The sequence below is a fragment of the Nostoc sp. UHCC 0252 genome (assembly GCF_034931145.1).
GTDB lineage: Bacteria > Cyanobacteriota > Cyanobacteriia > Cyanobacteriales > Nostocaceae > Nostoc.
The window spans coordinates 1-17,727 of record NZ_JAYGHE010000076.1; the positions used below are offsets into that span (position 1 = coordinate 1).

16 protein-coding genes and 1 tRNA gene are annotated in these 17,727 nt (G+C 41.4%); 5 read left to right on the forward strand and 12 right to left on the reverse strand.

All coding sequences use genetic code 11. The features are described 5' to 3' along the window. The first annotated feature begins 426 nt into the window (after positions 1-426). Positions 427-858, forward strand: coding sequence for a VOC family protein (locus tag VB732_RS29140; RefSeq protein ID WP_323234351.1), 432 nt, complete (start codon positions 427-429; stop codon positions 856-858). A gap of 95 nt (positions 859-953) precedes the next feature. Here the strand turns inward: VB732_RS29140 and VB732_RS29145 are convergent, their stop codons facing one another. After that, entirely contained in the window at positions 954-1,583 is a 630-nt protein-coding gene (locus VB732_RS29145; protein ID WP_323234352.1) for a triacylglycerol lipase, read from the reverse strand. A 400-nt stretch (positions 1,584-1,983) separates the two neighbouring features. Here VB732_RS29145 and VB732_RS29150 point away from each other — a divergent pair, with 400 nt between their 5' ends. Beyond that, entirely contained in the window at positions 1,984-2,526 is a 543-nt protein-coding gene (locus VB732_RS29150) for a hypothetical protein (protein WP_323234353.1), read from the forward strand. Between the two features lie 30 nt (positions 2,527-2,556). Here VB732_RS29150 and VB732_RS29155 read toward each other — a convergent pair whose 3' ends face one another. From VB732_RS29155 to VB732_RS29180, 6 genes are all read right to left on the reverse strand, one after another. Further along, positions 2,557-4,857, reverse strand: coding sequence for a VIT domain-containing protein (locus VB732_RS29155; RefSeq protein WP_323234354.1), 2,301 nt, complete (start codon positions 4,855-4,857; stop codon positions 2,557-2,559). Between the two features lie 73 nt (positions 4,858-4,930). Then, positions 4,931-6,016, reverse strand: a complete 1,086-nt coding sequence (locus tag VB732_RS29160; protein WP_323234355.1) for a tetratricopeptide repeat protein — start codon at positions 6,014-6,016, stop codon at positions 4,931-4,933. A 65-nt stretch (positions 6,017-6,081) separates the two neighbouring features. Then, positions 6,082-6,810: a 16S rRNA (uracil(1498)-N(3))-methyltransferase gene (locus tag VB732_RS29165; protein ID WP_323234356.1), complete on the reverse strand. Its 729-nt coding sequence runs from the start codon at positions 6,808-6,810 to the stop codon at positions 6,082-6,084. 13 nt (positions 6,811-6,823) lie between these two features. Beyond that, on the reverse strand, positions 6,824-7,468 hold the full coding sequence (locus tag VB732_RS29170) for a Uma2 family endonuclease (protein WP_323234357.1): 645 nt from the start codon (positions 7,466-7,468) through the stop codon (positions 6,824-6,826). A 233-nt stretch (positions 7,469-7,701) separates the two neighbouring features. Then, positions 7,702-9,618, reverse strand: a complete 1,917-nt coding sequence (sir, locus tag VB732_RS29175) for a sulfite reductase, ferredoxin dependent (protein ID WP_323234358.1) — start codon at positions 9,616-9,618, stop codon at positions 7,702-7,704. Between the two features lie 237 nt (positions 9,619-9,855). After that, positions 9,856-10,395, reverse strand: coding sequence for an outer membrane beta-barrel protein (locus VB732_RS29180; RefSeq protein ID WP_323234359.1), 540 nt, complete (start codon positions 10,393-10,395; stop codon positions 9,856-9,858). A gap of 394 nt (positions 10,396-10,789) precedes the next feature. On the opposite strand from VB732_RS29180, the gene VB732_RS29185 reads away from it, so the two are divergent. Continuing rightward, the gene (locus VB732_RS29185) at positions 10,790-11,731 is read left to right on the forward strand and encodes an ADP-ribosylglycohydrolase family protein (protein WP_323234360.1); all 942 of its coding nucleotides are present in this window, start codon (positions 10,790-10,792) and stop codon (positions 11,729-11,731) included. A gap of 163 nt (positions 11,732-11,894) precedes the next feature. Here VB732_RS29185 and cutA read toward each other — a convergent pair whose 3' ends face one another. From cutA to VB732_RS29205, 4 genes are all read right to left on the reverse strand, one after another. Then, the gene (gene cutA / locus VB732_RS29190; protein WP_323234361.1) at positions 11,895-12,227 is read right to left on the reverse strand and encodes a divalent-cation tolerance protein CutA; all 333 of its coding nucleotides are present in this window, start codon (positions 12,225-12,227) and stop codon (positions 11,895-11,897) included. A 5-nt stretch (positions 12,228-12,232) separates the two neighbouring features. Continuing rightward, positions 12,233-13,240, reverse strand: a complete 1,008-nt coding sequence (locus VB732_RS29195; RefSeq protein WP_323234362.1) for a transposase — start codon at positions 13,238-13,240, stop codon at positions 12,233-12,235. A gap of 21 nt (positions 13,241-13,261) precedes the next feature. Further along, positions 13,262-14,113, reverse strand: a complete 852-nt coding sequence (locus VB732_RS29200; protein WP_323234363.1) for a hypothetical protein — start codon at positions 14,111-14,113, stop codon at positions 13,262-13,264. Between the two features lie 140 nt (positions 14,114-14,253). Next, complete coding sequence (locus VB732_RS29205; RefSeq protein ID WP_323234364.1) at positions 14,254-14,913, reverse strand: Npun_F0813 family protein; 660 nt, start codon at positions 14,911-14,913, stop codon at positions 14,254-14,256. Positions 14,914-15,270: 357 nt separating this feature from the next. Between VB732_RS29205 and VB732_RS29210 the strand changes: the two genes are divergently transcribed. Both VB732_RS29210 and VB732_RS29215 read left to right on the forward strand, forming a co-directional pair. Beyond that, positions 15,271-15,343: transfer RNA gene (locus tag VB732_RS29210), tRNA-Arg, on the forward strand. A 42-nt stretch (positions 15,344-15,385) separates the two neighbouring features. Beyond that, on the forward strand, positions 15,386-16,075 hold the full coding sequence (locus VB732_RS29215) for a group I intron-associated PD-(D/E)XK endonuclease (RefSeq protein WP_323234380.1): 690 nt from the start codon (positions 15,386-15,388) through the stop codon (positions 16,073-16,075). Positions 16,076-16,360: 285 nt separating this feature from the next. On the opposite strand, the gene VB732_RS29220 is transcribed toward VB732_RS29215, so the two are convergent. Beyond that, a complete protein-coding gene (locus tag VB732_RS29220; protein ID WP_323234365.1) occupies positions 16,361-16,930 on the reverse strand; it encodes a DUF2854 domain-containing protein in 570 nt (189 codons plus the stop codon). Positions 16,931-17,727 lie beyond the last annotated feature (797 nt).

Below are 17,727 nucleotides of genomic sequence, written 5' to 3' on the forward strand. Positions count from 1 at the left end.
ATTATATATACACTGCAATATTGACTAAAGAACGCGGATTAAACAAAATGCCAAACTCTTGTTTAGTTGGGTAGACTCTTGGAGTAACAGATCCCAAGCATTTCATTATGGATAGTACGTTAACTTCCTAAAACACCATCCATAATAAAGTTGTAAGCTATTAAATCTACGGTATGCCCATGCAAACATAAATTAGTATACCTGCACAAGACAAAGGAATCACTTAAAGAATTAAGTGTAATTAATGTAAGACAAAGTTTTTAGCCACAAGGTGCAATGGCTATAGTAATCAGCCCTTAATTTTAGTTATTAAAGATAAAGGATATAAATTATTATCAATTAAAACTGTGTTCAAGTTGACCACAATCAAAACTTAACAGAATAAATTGAAGATAGTATCAACTACTAATATTTCCTCTATAAGCTATGAGCCAAACTGTATTTCATCTTGCTTTTCCTGTTACCGACATTGCCCAAACAAAAGCATATTACGTGGATGGTTTGGGCTGCATTCCTGGGCGTGAAAACCATCACGCGCTGATTCTCAATCTCTATGGCCATCAATTAGTAGCTCATGTTACCAAAGAAGCTTTGATACCGCAACACAGTATCTATCCCAGGCACTTTGGGCTAATTTTTACCCAAGAGCATGACTGGCAAGACTTACTAGAAAGGGCACAACAACAACAGCTTCTTTTTCGTGAAGAAACCAAAAATCGCTTTGTCGGTTCTCCTCTTGAGCATCGCACTTTCTTTTTGGAAGATCCTTTCTATAACCTGATGGAGTTCAAATATTATCGTCATCCAGAGGCGATTTTTGGGAGTTACGAACATACGCAAATTGGGGATAGGACTTAAGTAATTCGTAATTCGTAATAGAGCCTCCGGCACGCTACGCGAACGTAATTTGTAATTAAAGATGAATAAAGCTAGCGTGGTGAGCATTCTGGCTACTAAGTGGATGCTTTTTTAAGGAAGGGTAGCTTAATCGGCTTTGTTAAAGCTGCTTTTACTGCTGCTAAACTCCTTGAGTCTGTCAGCATCCAAGGGTGTAGGGCAACTGGTATTATTACCTGGCTTCCTACGGGCATTTGTGAACTATTAGCTGGGACAATCATTAAATCATAAGGTGTCCAGATAGATGTAAAATCTAGTTGCCCCAAGATTACAGCATCAGAATTTAAATCTTTGAGAAAAATGCTGTCGGGGCGCATTTGTATGCAACCTGGACGCTGGGAACCATAAGCAACCAGAGTTCCATGATGAGGTGAAGAGATGGTGATAAACCTCTGCACGCGGTTAATTCCTCCCAGTCGCTGGATATAGTAGCGGCTGACAATTCCTCCCATGCTGAAGCCTACTATATCTAGGCGTTGTTCTGGTGCAAAGGTGGCTGCAACATAATCGGCTACCTGCTTTGCCAATTTATCAAGACCCACATCACCATTATTAGGAAACAGATCCAGGGAATATATAGACCAACCCTGTAATGCTAAATGCCCTGCCATTTTATAGAAAACTAACCCCGTATCGTCAATGCCGTGTACCAATAACACAGGATTACGCTGCTGATCACTATTCATCTCTCAAATCTGGCTAAATTCAGTCTGTACAAAATGTAACTGAGTACTCTTGCTATCTGCGAACGGTCTATGACACTCCTCCCACTGGATTAAAATTAAATCCCTTGCTTTTTTCCAATCCATAATTTTCCAAGGAAGAAGTGTTAATTTTTATAAAGCTTGCTTTCAGAATCTTGCTCTTAGTTACAGTAAAATTTAATAATTAGTTCTCGGTGTATAAAGGTCGCAAGTGCTTGCGTAAAGAACATTTGCCCTATAGTTTTATTACAATGTTGATTAAGCACAAACCTATAATGGTTGTCACTAGAACACGGTGACGCAAAGCAAAAAATGTTACATTTTTTCGTAATTTTTAACAATTACGGTCGAGTTCCAAGTATAAAAGGCAGGAGTAATTGTAATGGATTTTATCAAAAAGTTAATTTCAGGTATTTTCGGTTTCCTAACTGGGCTGTTACCAGGTAAGAAAAAAAGCAACGGCTATTTCTTAGAATTGGACGAAGCCAAAGATGCTGTTAAAGATGCTGCTAAAGAAGTAGCATCGAACGCGAAAAAAGTAGCAGAGACAGTTACATCAAGTGCTCAGAAAGCAACGGCAGCAATTGCATCAGAAGCACCAACTCAATCCAAGCCAGATTCGTTGAACGGAACAAAAACCGCCGCACAGAAGGGTAAGGAACAGAAGAGTAAGGAAAAATCAGCTAAAAATCCCAAACCAGCTGATGTTACGCTAGTTCAGACTGCTGAGGGTCTTAAAATTGAACCTGGCAAAAATGCAAAAGCCGCAGCAGCTAAAACCCTGAAAGAAGAGCCAAAAGAAACTACCTTTGCACCTAAATATCTTGCTCCTTCGGTTACTAGCTCAAATGGCCGTCGCCGTCCCGGTGCGAATATGAGTGCTTACTTAGATATGGCACGTCAGGTTAAAACACCTAACAATTGATAGAAACAGGTAATTTTCTGTTTCTACAAGTTAAATGTGAATCCGCAAGGTTAAGATAACTTTGGCAGCTGTAGATGGATGAACTCTCCAAATTAGGAGCGATCGCTTAATTTTCTCCACTACAGCTGCATCTTTTTGGGTTGATGCCTCTTCATCCATCACTACCTGTCCTACGCGACCTTTCTTGACGGTGAACTCAAAGACGATTTCACCACTGAAGCCAGAAGGCAAGTTTAGTTTTTGAAGATGTTGGGTCAGGTCAGCAATTCCTGTTTCATCCAATCCTGTGACGCTGATAACCTCTAACTGATGGTTGATGGCTGCGTCTGATATTTCATCTTGTTCCATTTCCTCGGAATCAAAGTTTAAAGAGAATTCGACTTCTTTCGCTACTGGAGATGGTGGCGATCGCCTTTTTCGCAGAAAATCTGATGCTAATGCCGCTCGCCTTGGACTTTTACCCGCAAAACCACCAGCAGGAGGACTGCCAAACACTCCTTGGTAACTAACTGCTTCAGGCATTTCCACTGGCACTTGCATAGATACATATTCGCTTCCTGGTTCAACCCGCACGTCATCGCTGACGGCAACAAAAGCAGTGTATTGAGAAAGTAGTTGATAAGTTAAGGCTGTTTCTGTCACCGCTTCTACACCAGCTTTAGTTTCAAAGCTTACCATCTGATTCATCAAGTCTTTGATACAAGCACGTCCCCATAACTGCGCTACAGCAAGGTTTCCTGCTTCTTCAAATTTGAGGTCAAATGTTTTTTCATAGTGCTTACCGCCCGCAGCGATGCCGGAAATTTGCAGATTACCTCCGACTCTATTCTGTTTCCGACCAAACAACACTAATGGTTGTTCGCTGAATAAATCAGGTGCTATGGCTGGGTAAATGACAGGCGATTCTGTGTCACCGTGCCAAGAAATTTGAATATTCGTAAGTACAGGGTTGTTAATTTGCCTGTAGAACTTTTCGGCAACTTCTTCTGTGGGTTCATCATGACGAATAATTTGGGATATTCCCCGGCCAATTTCGGCGACACGATTCAGTAAAAAACGGTTAACTGAACTACCAGCACCAAAACTGTAAAGGCGATTTCCTGGTTGTACGTGCTGTTGTACCTCTGCTAAAATTTCATTTTCGTTGCCGATGTAGCCATCGGTTAGAAGTACAACACTCCGCAATCTTCCGGCTGGTGTGGGGAAATTTATGGCTGTACGAATGCCACTAAGCATTTCTGTGCTGCCATTAGCTTGTAAATTGTTAATGTAAGCGATCGCCTTGGCACGATTTTCTGGTGTATTCGGCAGAGGATTTGGCGATAACTGCCTCACTCTATTGGAAAAATCAATAATTGTAAAACTATCGTTGGGATTCAACCCATTGATAAATCGTCGCATCAATTCTTGACATTTCCATAACGGATCGCCAGATTGGGAACCGGAAGTATCCACCAAAAATACAACATCTTTGGCGACAATTTCATCGGTAGAATATTCCAAAGCTGGAATTAGATATACCGCAAAATGTCCGCCGCGATCGTCGGCTTGGGTTAATACTGTAGATTGAGTTTCGTTACTAGAAACTTGATAGCGGAGAATTAAATCTTTGTTGGGAATTGTATCTTCTCCAGCTAATTTAATCCGCACAATTTCACCTGAGTGTTCAATTTTTAATTGATGTGAAGGAGAACACACTTCAGAAATTGCTAACCCTGCATCAATTTCGACTATGACATTAATATTGTGACGAGTTCGCATTCCTTCTGGAACTACAGGCGGTGTAATACGGGAAGCATCAGGAACTTGGTCTGTATCTTTGCTACTATCAATCGGCGTTCCGGGAATATATCTCGGCCCCACCACCATCGGGAAAACAAATTCGTAGTTTCCCGCCTCAAATTTTAAACTTTCGGTATAACGAATTGTGACATCAATTTGTTCACCAGGTTTGATGTTAGCAAGCGATTGGGTAAAGATATTGTCTCGTTCTTGTTCTAAAAGTCCAGCAGTACGTCCTTCTTGTTTCGCCTTTTCGTAAATTTGTTGTGCTTCTTCACGTTTTTTAATATTACCTTTGATGATGCGGCTACCTATTTTGATTTGCATGTCATCCACCGCCGCCTCATCAGGTAACGGAAAGACATACACTGCTTCTAAAGGCTGTATGAATGGATTTTCAAAACTTTGAATCACCTCAACTCGTGATAGATTTCCTGCAATTTTTGCTATAACTTCCGTATGCTTGAGCGGAAAAACTAGCTGTTCTCCTTCAGGAGATTGAACATACAATCCCCCTAACTGTTGTTTTTTAGCACTTGCTATATTCATAGATTTGATATAAAAATCCTATTTGATTTGTGAATTTACTTTTTAGTTGGGTAATAAGTAAGTTAATTACGAATTACGAATTACGAATTACGAATTCTCTAACAAACACCAGCCCACTATATAAATGAAAAACTGAATCCCAATTAGTCTGTTCCCTGCGAAACAAATGAACATGAGACTTGATATTACTCAACAATTCTGTTTGATCTAATGTTGTATCTGCAAAAGGTGTGAAATCCGACCAAAGTTTGACTTGAGGTAGTTGCTGGTCAATCCAACTTGATAAACTATTCCAATTAATTCTGATTGTATTTTGGCTAGCTTGGGGAATGATTTTTAAACCCTGCTGGAATTCGTAGCCGTTATCATCAAATCGGAGAATGCAACGCCTACCTGGTAAGTGTAAATCACAAAACTGGGCATAGTCTTGTGTTTGAGTTTTCCATTCCAGTTTACGACGGGCATTAACATCTACAACTTGTTCAAAAATGGGTAATAGTCCTACTACTCTTGCTGTAACTTCTGACCAGTTAAAGGTAAGAGAACCGAGTTGATTTGTGTCATTACTGCAAACAACAGTAACTTGGGGAGTAGATTCTTGAAAATGTTTAACTTGGTAAACTTGAATTTGCTGAATTTGAGCTATTGTTGCCCAAAAGCAAGGAATACCAGCCTGCTGTAACTGTTTGCCGTAAAATTTTAGTTCTCCCACTTGCCCGGTGCGATACAACCTCCAGCCACGACTTGGCATTAATAGCCTTGCAGTGTAGGGATCTAACTGCATAATCTGGGCAAATTTTCGAGATGCTTCTGTTTTCATCTCGTTACTGAGTGGCTCTAAAACTAATACACCAAGTTCAGTGTTATTAGGTTCAGATTTTGCTTGGGAAATGGCTCTTTGTCTTTCTTCAAGCTCAATTTCTTGCAGTCGTTGCAAACCTTGACGTGCTAGCGACAGTATTTTGGTATTTGTCGTGTCTTGCAGCAGTTGCCGATAAACTTTTTCCGCATCCTGATACTTTGTGGATACTTCATGCAACCGACCAAGATAAAATTGCACCCAAGGATTGTCTGGTGATTCTATTAGCAGCTGTTTGAGTAATTTGGCAGCTGTTTGATAATCTTTATGGTCAAAGGCGATCGCAACTTGCTCAATCATCACTTATAAATACGCGCTGGAGTGATGTCTCACGCGAAATCACTTTTGCGTGAGCTATAAATCATTTATACTTCACAAGCTGCGGTAATCAAGGATAATGCTACTACTGGGGCTGTAACTGCTCTCAGGATGCGACGACCAAGGGAAACAGGTTGAAATCCAGATGCGATCGCATTCTCAATTTCTTGTGTTGTCCATCCTCCCTCTGGGCCAGTAGCAATGACAATTCTTTCTTGTCCTTTGTCATTTGTCATTTGTCCTTTTTGCTGTAAGCAATGTTTTAAATGGGGAAATTCACCACGCGCTTCACAGATATATTGCTGACTGTTGGCAAATGACAAACTTGTATTAAAAGCAACAGGCTCTAAAATTGTTGGTACAAAAGAGCGCTCTGATTGTTCGGCGGCTTCCGCAGCGATGCGCCGCCAACGTTCGAGCTTTTGAGGACTAGGATCAAGCAAAGTGCGATCGCTCAATACTGGTGCAATACAAGTTACTCCCAACTCTGTACAACACCGCACCACTTCATCAAATCCATTGCCTTTGGGTAACGCCACCATCAAGGTAATTGATACAGGTAATTCAGTTTCTACCAAAAGCGATTCTAAAACCTGTGCTTGTTCGCCTGCTAGCTGCGCTAACCACCATTTTCCCTTACCATCCATTGCAATAAAGCGATCGCCTTCGCGCAAGCGCAACACACGCCCCAAATAATGCTGTTGTTCTTTAGTAAGTAAAATTTGCCCTTGTTGAAATTGGGAGGGTGCGATCGCAATTCTTTGCAGTTGAGACATTTTTCTTAATGAATTATTGCCCTGCTGTAGATATCTGTTGTCTAACCCAGGTACGGAAAGCACGAGTTGCTGCTATTTGTCCAACTTTCTTGCTTTCTTGGATAAATCGGGGAATCTCTGTCACCAGCACAGGCGCAAAAGTTTGACTGCGATCGCTCTGTAAGTATTGTCCACTGTTAAGGGTGTAGATCCTCAAGACATTTCCGTTATACCGCCAAAATTCTGGGACTCCCATTGAAGCATAAAGGCTTAATTTGTCTATCTTGGGTCTGGAATATTCTACTTCTAGTAATATGTCTGGTGGTGGGTCTGTATTCAGGTCAATATTTTCTTTGTTGCGGACTAACAATTCATTTTGGATATAGTAGCTACTGTCCGGCTCACCTCCTTGCTCCAAATCATCCCGCGTCATAGTCAACGAGCCAGCGCTTTTAACCTCTAAACCAAGTTCTTCACACAGCACAAGAACAAAACCTTCAATGAGACGGTTTGAATTCTCGTGCGGCATCAACGGAGTCATAATTTCTACTATTCCGTTGTCATAAGCTAGCCTTTTATTTCGCTCAGATCCCATATCTGCCAGCATAGCTTTGAATGTCTGCCAGCTGATGTTTTGCAGCACATCCCTAGTTTCTGCGAATTTTGCTGTTGTTACCATATTTCAGTTTTTCTGTGGATGTGTCACCGAAGAGAGCAGGGGAAAGAATAAATAGCTCCAAAAAACTTTGCGCTCCTCTGCGCTTACCTCTGCGCCCCTTTGCGTTTAAACTTAAACCCTCAATTGACCACGAATTTACGAAACGGTGTACTAAGTGTATTAGGACTTACGCAAGAGACACAGATGTATTTATCTGTGTCTCTCTTTGATTTTATTATCTTAAACTTTTCGGCTTACGAAAGATTCTGGAAGTAAGCTTCTAGCGCTTCAGTCACTAACTGAGTCATCGGCTTACCTTGGCTTTCTGCTACTTCCTTCAACTTGCCATAAACCTCTTCTTTCAAATTTACCCGATGGCGCGATTTGTTTGCACCATTAGCGGTATTAGGATCGTAGCTAGCAGCAAATTCGCGGATGGCATCAAAACCAACGCGATCGCAAAAATCACCGAATTTTTCCTTCGATTTCCGAGATTTCTTAAAGTAAACAAAAATCGGCTCTAAGAAGATTTCTAAGTCATTATGGTGCAGCTTTTCTGTGTAAGGTTGTGCCAGTCGAGTTTGATTTGGCGAACCCCCTAACCATAATTGGTAAGATTCTGGAGCGCTACCCACAAAGCCCAATTCTGCTAGGTAGGGACGAGCGCAACCGTTAGGACACCCCGTCATCCTGATCACAAAATGTTCTTTTTGTAAACCAACTTTATCTAATAAAGCGCGAACTCTTTCCAAAATCCCTGGTATTGCCCGTTCTGATTCTGTAATTGCCAAGCCGCAAGTAGGCAAAGCCGGACAAGCCATTGCATACCGCACTAAAGGTTCTATTTTGCTGGGGTCGTCTCCAACACCGTAACGGCTGAGAATGTCTTGAATAGCTTCCTTGCTACCTGGTTCGATATCGTAAAAAATCAGATTGTGGTTGGCTGTTAGGCGGATGTGTAAGTTGAACTGCTCGACAATTTCCCGCAAAGCGGTTTTCAGTTGAAACGAACCTTCATCCTTGATTCGACCATTGTCAATGGAAATTCCTAAGAATAGCTTGCCATCACCTTGTTCATTCCAGCCGAGGAAGTCATAATATTTAAACTCTGGCAGTGGTTTGAAGGCTTCGAGTGGTTTACCGAAATATTCTTCGACTTGAGTGCGAAATTTATCTACGCCCCAATCATTGATTAAATATTTTAATCTGGCGTGACGACGATCGGTGCGATCGCCATAATCTCTCTGGGTAGCAACAATCGCTTTCACGATGTCGTAAACGTCATCTTTCGCCACATAACCAATAGGGTCTGCTAACCTAGCGAAAGTTTCTTCTTTACCGTGGGTTCTACCTAAGCCACCACCAGCAAAAATATTAAATCCTTCTAATTGCTTCTTCTTATTGGTAATCACTACCAACGTCAAGTCTTGGGAATACAAATCTACCGAATTATCCCCTGGCACTGTCACGCAAATTTTGAACTTGCGAGGCATATAGTAAGTGCCATAAATCGGTTCTTCGTTGTCATGGATGATTGTGCCATTCCCATTGCGTTGTCGGGCTGCCTTTACCTCTGGGGCTTCTTCAGCACTAATTGCCTTTTCCCCATCTAACCAAATTTCATAATAAGCGCCCGTCTGCGCTGTCAGCAAATCAGCAATATTTTGGGCATACTCCCAAGCATACTGATACTCTGGGCGATTCTTAAAAGGGGCTGGTGGAGCCATCACGTTGCGGTTAATGTCGCCGCAAGCTCCCAAAGTCGAACCCAGGTTCTTGACAATTGTGGCGATCGCTGATTTGAGATTCTTCTTTAAAATTCCGTGGAGTTGGAAACCTTGACGGGTTGTTGCTCGTAGCGTTTGATTGCCATACTCATCAGCGATTTTATCTAAAGCCAGATACAGCTGCGGCGGTACTAAACCACCCGGATTTTTTGTCCGCAGCATAAACTGGTAATCTTTTTCCTGTCCCTTGGTGCGGTTGTCGCGGTTATCCTGCTGATAAGAACCGTGATACTTCAAAAGCTGCACCGCATTTTCGGTAAAATGGGTAGTATCTTGAAGGATTTCAGTAGCTACAGGTTCACGCAAAAAATTACTATTTTCCTTGATCCCTTCTACTTTGGAAGGCTTACGGGTTGCGGTGGGGGAAGGAGCAGATTTAACCATTAGACTTGTATAGTATTCTCAATAAAGCATTACGTAGACACTGAATCAGCACCTTTCGGCTATATCCCCGGTAATCCGGCCGGAATAATGAGGAATGATTTAATTTTACCACGGCAAAAGCCGGCTTTGTCAGTGATGTAACACTTAACAAAACCAGCTTTTGAGAGTAGTGAGTTTTTAGTGCTAAGTCCTGAGTACTTAAATAAAGTATAGAGTGACTGAGGACTCAATAATTTTTTATTTGAAGCGATAGCCAAGACCACCATTTATGGTGACAGCAGAGGCATCGCTATTTTGGTAAGCACCAAGTCCGACTTTGGCATTAGTGTAGACAAGGAAATTATTAGCAACTTCCGATTCCACACCAGCACCTACCACTACTGAATCTCTGTTACCTATGGGAGTTGGTGAGCCATCTTTTTCTACAAAAGAATAACCGCCAGTTAAATAAGCATTAGTTCTATTAGCAATAGGCACATCCACAGAAAGTTCTGGGATGATAGCACTTGTTTTATCACTCCAGAGAACATTACCGCGTGCAGAAAATGGCGTAGTTCCTAATTTCACGCGGCCTGTGACATTACCACCAAATGTCGCATCATCGTTGATACCTTGTCCGCCGCTAGTAACACCAGCTGCAACACCAGCACCAATATAACTAGCGTCAGTACCCTTTTTGGCTTCAGCAGAAGCTTGACCAGCTGATAGAACAAAAGGAGCAACTATTAAGGAAGACAATGCAGAAATTGTGATGAAGGACTTGAGTAAGCGTTTCATAGTTTTTACCAAAATTTGTATTTTTTACTTATATATTTCAAGTCGAAAATCGTGTTTTAATGTTCCAATTAATTTTTATATTTCATTAACTTGATGTTGCTATTGATGCATAAGACTTTACAGGCTAACTATCCCTGATAATCAAAAATAAGCTGTTATAATTACACTCAATGTCTTTTCATCTAAGTTCTTTGTTCCAAAAATAGACGCTTTTAAAACTGTCACAATATTTGGAACTTAAACTATGTTGGAATAGTGGAAATAAAATACCCGATTAACATTTTCTTGCCGAGTTTTTCACAGAGAATGAAAACTCGCCTGTAGCATCTGTTGCAACAAGCCGTAGAGGGAATCTATAAAGTTAATTTTGAGCAGTTATCGTGGAGATTGAATAATGCTAACCGGTACAAAAACGTTGTCTGGTTTGATGGGTTTATGTGTCGGTGATGCGTTGGGTGTGCCAGTGGAGTTTACTAGCCGTGCTGAACGAGTAAAATTTCCAGTGACAACGATGCAGGGTTATGGCACATGGAATCAACCACCAGGAACTTGGTCAGATGATAGTTCCTTAAGCTTTTGCCTAGCAGAATGCCTTTGTAGGGGCTATTCATTGGATGCCATAGCCAATTCCTTCTGGCGTTGGTACAAGGAGGCTTACTGGACTCCCCGTGGCGATGTATTTGATATTGGTCAAACTACCCACACAGCAATTATGCGCCTGAAGCAGGGAGTTGTTCCCCATCAGGCGGGTGGGAAGGTTGAAAATAGTAATGGCAATGGTTCGTTGATGAGAATCTTGCCAATGGCTTATTGTCATAGAAACTTAACTTTAGGCGAATTGCTGGCGCGGGTGCATGATGTTTCGGCGATTACTCATGCTCATGCGCGATCGCAGATGGCCTGTGGCACTTATATTAGTATTGCAGTGGCGCTCTTGGAAGGGGCTGACCTTCAAACAGCTTATTTACAAGCATTGCAAGATATCCAAACAATTTATTCTGTCCGAGAATTTTTGTTAGAGAAACCGCATTTTGGCAGAATTTTCAGTGGTGAGATTGCCAAGTTACCAGTTGAAGAGATTAATTCTGGTGGCTATGTGATTGATACCTTAGAATCATCCCTGTGGTGTTTATTAAATAGTTCGTCTTATTCTGAGGCGGTGCTAAAAGCTGTCAACTTAGGCGGAGATACCGATACTACAGCCGCCGTTACTGGTGGGTTAGCGGGAATTTACTACGGCGTGGAAAATATTCCCAAACAATGGATGAACCAAATTGCTCGTAGACAAGACATTATTTATTTGGCAGAGCGTTTTGCAAGGGCTGTTTACACTTAGTACAACATTTCCATTTCATTAATTCTTTGCGTCCCTCTGCGCTTACCTCTGCGCTCCTTTGCGTTTAAATTTCAACCCTCAATTCGCCACGATTTTACGCAAAGCTGTACTTAGAGCTATTAGTTGAGAGTAAAGAGTGAGAAGTTATGAAAATCCTAACTCCTCACTCTTTACTTTTAACTTGCTGAGAAATCCACTGCAAGTAGGCTTGAGAACCAGCAACAATTGGTAAAGCAATAATTTCTGGCACTTCATAGGAGTGCAGTTCCTTAATTTTGGCCTCCATTGCCGAAAATTGTGCCAAATCAGCTTTAATCACTAATTGCCATTCTTGCTCTTTATGCAGTTCTCCTTGCCAGGTGTAAATTGAGTGGATTGGTAACAGACTCACACAAGCAGCAAGTTTAGCCTCCACAAGGGCATTAGCAATTGCTTCTGCCTCCTGCATGTTGCCAGCCGTCACCAATACCACACCATAGCTAGCAGGTGTCTCCATGACCTCTAAACCGTCGCAGACAAAGAATAGACCTGACCATCAATCAGCAGCCGTGTGATGCCCTTAGCTTCGAGATGAGTCCGAGCCTTATGGAGCATTTTACTATCAGGAACTTTAATCACGCGATCGCGCTTGGTAGAAAAACGCTTTGCCACACGATGATTATCAAATACTGGCAGAGTTCTCTGCTGGGTTTCCAGGCTGGGAATTTGTCCTAAATCACCAAAGTCCTTGAGTGGTCGGGTAATTAATTCTGAAGAACGGTCAATTACCAGATAGCAAGTTTTCGGCAAATTGGCTATCGATAGAGGTAAAACTTGAACTGACGCTTCACCTGGTCTTCTTTTTGTGACTAACGGCCTTTCCTCATCTAGGTCATCATCATCAAAATCTTCTTCCTCAAAATCGTCATCATCTAAATCATCATCATCTAAATCGTCCAAATCCTCCGATTCATCTAGCAAATCTTCGCCCAACATCTGCGCGATGACAGCCGCTCCTGGATGTTTATCCTTTAATGGTGGAATGGAGATGCTGACTATTTCCGGCGGCTTTTGCTCTGGAGTTTCTATTTTCTCTGTGACTCGGAGCTTCGGTTTTTCCGCCGCCGAGGGACGACGGCGCACTCGTCTACTAGCAGCGAGTGATTCTGCCGTTTCCTCTGAGTAAAGTTGCTCCTCTATACGAATTACCCGACGTGGCTGTGGCTCAACCTTTGGCACTTCCAAGGGTGGGCTTTCTATAGGCGGAACTTCTATCTCCGGCTCTGGTTCCGGTTGAGTCAGCAGAGGTAACTGCTCGTAGCTTACTTGCGCCCTGCCTTCGGGAGTTCTCGCAGCCCGCTTTAAAGAGACTAAGTATTCATACTCATCCTCTGGCAAAGTGCTTTTGAGCAGGCGACTAATTGTCGAGTTACTCACACCATAGCGTTCTGCCAAAGTTGAGGTTGTTTCGGCAGTCTCTCGATATAACTTAAGAATTTCTTGCTTGTCAGAGTCTGTTAATTTTCTCACGGTAGATACCAAAAATCTTTACTAAGCTCGTTTACGTCCGGTGGTACGCCGCGTTCGTCTTAGTGATGCGTCATATTCTAAGACAGCGCCCATACCAAATAACACTCCACTGAATACCCAAAATACTTCTAATATCTCCCCACTTTGATAGTTGGGGCCTTGGGCGTATTTAAACCACATATCTGCAATGTAAAGCGAAAAGGCTGCTGCTGCAATCATTCGCCAAGACTGGGAAACTCTTCCTCCCCAAAAGGCTAACAGCAGAGTGGTAGCAATAATTAACAAAACCACATCGCTAACTACGTAAAACCAATTCAAAATAGCGACTAGCAGTTCTGAGGGTGTTCCCTGCTGCATAGAAATCCACCATGCCAACAAACTACCAAACACTGCAATTGCTAACACAATTAGCCACTGCCATTTTTCCAGATTGATTCGCCTGGAAGCCACAGCTAAAATCATGCCTGCGCCAAGTAATAGATAACTAAGTACAAAAAATATATCGCCTACAGACACATCTGGTTCATCTTTTAAAATTATTTCGGTATATCCGAAAATTATCCCTCCAACGAAATACGAAAGCATACCCAAGCCAATCAAGAGCCAGACATTTCGCCCACTGACGATTTGTGGACTCAGCCAGTTCCTCAAGCATAAGATACTGGCACCCAAATAAGCTAAAGCTTCAAAAATATTTGTGCCAATCACATACCACTCGGCCCGGCTTTCTATGCCATCAGCTCCGGGAACTTTGGCACTAAACAACAAAAAGTATAGCAGTGCTAGTACGCCCCAGCCAATATTAGCTAAGACAAGATTCTGAGTGTTGAAAATGGATTTAGAAAGGGACGAATTCTCGTAAGAGTTATTCATAGGACAAGACTTATGTAGATGCACTCTGGCAGTATTTTGAGTAAAAGGACTGTATATCTAGCAGTGTGCCTGCTAAATAACACGCAATCGGACACAAAAAGCAAGTGCCAGTGGCCGGAATTTTGTTAAAATTTCCCATGCTACTGCCACAGTTTACCCAGTGGCGATTGGTTTAGCCAATTGATAAACAGCGATCGCTCGCCTTCTGGCATATCTTCTAGCTTGTAAATCACTTGTTTGGTAAAATTAGCGTTGCCAAAATACGCCTTTCCTAATCGGTGCAGTTCTTGTAATAAAATAACTACATGATTTTCTTGCCAATCAGGTATTTTAGCGGTCGGCAAAGGATTAGTAGATACCAAATATTTCACAGCTTCAAGGGTTGATGCTTGAGGAAATTGTTTCTGTTTTAATACTTCCGCAATATCTTTTTCAAATAATGCAGCTTGTCTAGCACCCAAAAATTCTTCAATATCGATAGACACACCTTGCAATAGCAAAATACTGGCTTGGATTAAAATCGCCGTTTTGCCATGACCACCTGTGTCACTATCCAATTGTTCTAAACGGATTTTACCCCAAACGCTAAAGCGTTCCGGTTCCTCTAATAAAACACAGGCTTTACCCCGGTTATCCGTTAATTCTCTCCATAAGGCTCTAGCCTCTTCTTCTTGACTAGCTTTGAAAACACTAATCAAGCGAAAAGTCTGCCCTTGATAATTGAGGATCGGCACCTGCTGATCCTTTTTTGGGTGCTGAATGCTTGATATTTCAACATCCTGCCGTTTGAGAATAAACATGGCACTAGCAAATAACTCCTCACAGGGGCACTCTTAATATGGAATATATAATGGTCTTTGGCAGTATCGCCAAGGCTGAAATTACCTAGCGTACTGTGAAAATGGGCCTAGCGATCGCTAGATCCTTCCCGAAGGTAGCCGCCCAGAGGACGGTCGTGTTAACAGGCAAATAACCCCTTGACAACTCAATATATTTAAACCAGTACCCCATCTGTTTCGTTTTTAGTGTAAATTGACTAGCTAGCGACTAGCATCTTAGCCTTGCTAATGAGAAATCTGCAATTTTTGATTGCTTCTTGATACGCAGAAACGATATAATAGTTTAGATGACTCCTTTGGGAGCCATTAATTCATGTTGGGCGCGTAGCTCAGTGGATAGAGCAATTGCCTTCTAAGCAATCGGCCGCAGGTTCGAACCCTGCCGCGCTCGTTTTAACTCAATATGAACCCTCAAGCGGTGTGAAGTGATATGATGATTTCCACGTTTGAGGGTTCGTTATTGCTGCATCATACCAAGAATAAGGGCGATATTGCTGCCACCAGAGCGATCGCTGATTTAACCCTTAAAGGGTATTTAGTCCTTACACCAGTTGTTTGTGAGCATTTACCCTTTGATTTTGTTGCCTACAAAGACGATAAATTTTACAAAATACAAGCTAAATACGCGGGAGATAATAGAGTAGTCAATAAAACTATTTGGGTAGATAAAAATGGTACTCATCAGAAAAAGTACAAAGTAAATGACTTTGACTTTTATGCTATTTATCTGCCTGATATAGATAAAGTTGTTTATCCATCAATTAACTTTAATGGTTGCTACATAACTACTCAGATACCTAATTCACCTACACCGTTTTACTGGTGGGAAGATTTTATAGACTTAACTGAAGCAGCATCTAAGCGAACCTATAAGGAGTTTGGCGTTGATTTAACAACCAGAAAGGTTAACCCAGACTCTAGAATTCATACTAGAAAAGTAGAAAGACCATTAAAAGAAGAACTAGAAAAACTAGTGTGGGAAAAACCAACAGCACAAATAGGTAGAGATTTTGGTGTGTCTGATAAGGCTGTAGAAAAGTGGTGTAAAGCTTATGGAATAGACAAGCCACCTAGAGGGTATTGGGTGAAAAAAGCTTATGAAAATATTATAAAAAATGATTAGCTAGCATTAAGATATTTAATATTTAAATTGCAGAATTAGGGCGGGTAAGACTTTCCTGCGGAACGCTACGCGTAGCTTGCTTCCTCGAAGGGGTACGGCGCGATCGCTCAGTCGAACGCTGCCCACTCTGCAAAAATTTGATTTAATTTGATTATGCAATTCAGATGTTTTTCAGATTACCCGAACTAATTATGTTTCAACGAATTGTTGTTGTTCGGGTGTTCATGAAAGCATCGTGATTATGCTCTTGAAGCTAGGTTAGCTACAGTAAAAAAGATTTTTTGACTATTGACTAGTAACTAGAGATTCTTTTGGAGTATTAATCAGCGCTAACTCAATTGTATTTTCAGATGGCTGCGTTATTTGAACCTCCAATCCAGGCCCAAAATAGGTGGTCATTTTTTCCTGCTTTTTTTGCCACATTTCAAGTGGTATTAGTGGTGAATCAAATTCTAAAATCAGGGCATAGTTGCCATTGACTTCTATTTCTCGCAACCCTGTGACTGTTGGCCGTTCCCCATCTGTGGGACTCAAACCTAGAAAAGAAAGTGTTGTGTCTAGATGAGCATCTTGACCATAACAATATCGGGTGATGTCTTTGCGAATTTTATTTTGAGTATCAGTTGCTTGCTGTTGGCGCAAAATCAATGCTGACGGTGAGGTAGTTTCGGTAAAGGGTACTGGCTTGAGTTCATTAGCTTTTAGCGCCAGTCCTCCCAACAATAGAGGAATCCCGTAAAAAAATCCGACAAGATTGAGTGTGGCATTATTGCCAGCATAGGCGACAAACCCAATGATGGTTAATATGCCGCCGAGAGTTAAACCGAGTGTTCCCAAAGAGATTTTGCCTAGCATGAGCTTAAATTAATATCAGTTTTGAATACCTTCAATACAATTTTCTAAAATTTCGGCAACAGATGAATCGGTTGTAATGGGGTACTGCTGTACGCCACTACCAACGTGCCTGTAGCAGCAATTTTGTAAAAAGGTATCAGTTTTATTATCATCGGCTATTAGTAACAAATTAGGGAAGAGTATTCGTTTAAGCTTCTAAGTAGGTGGTATAAATATATATATATATTGTAACTTACGCAAAAAGATAAGTGGTAGAGGGATTTGATATGGGATTCCTATTTGATTTTTGAACAGATACGTAGATACGTAGTGGCGTGGCAAGGCTAAAATAGTCCATTAGGGGACTTCCAAATAAAAAAATATTCAATTATTGATTGTGGGGTGGGCATCTTGCCCGCCCAGTTTATATGGCGGGCAAGATGCCCACCCCACAAGATTGGATAATTTATTTCTTGGAGTTCTCTAGATGTAGGTTGGGTTTCGTTCCTCAACCCAATCTACAAATTTTTTTGCAACAATTTAGCCTTGTCACGCCACTACAATACCTAATTTCTTTCATAAATCAAACCGGATTCCTATATATAGGCAAAGCAATTACCCTACAAGTTCTCCAACGGAGTACTCGCGTCTTACCCTTACCTAAAAATCAGCTTTTTGATTATTGTTTACCTAAGTCCTAAAATAAATAATATAGTAGATAGTTGATTTTTCTAATAAGTCAACTATCTATACTCTTGAATATTAGATGATGTGATGTTTAATTAGGTTTACCTAGTTAATGTACCAGAATGTTTGAT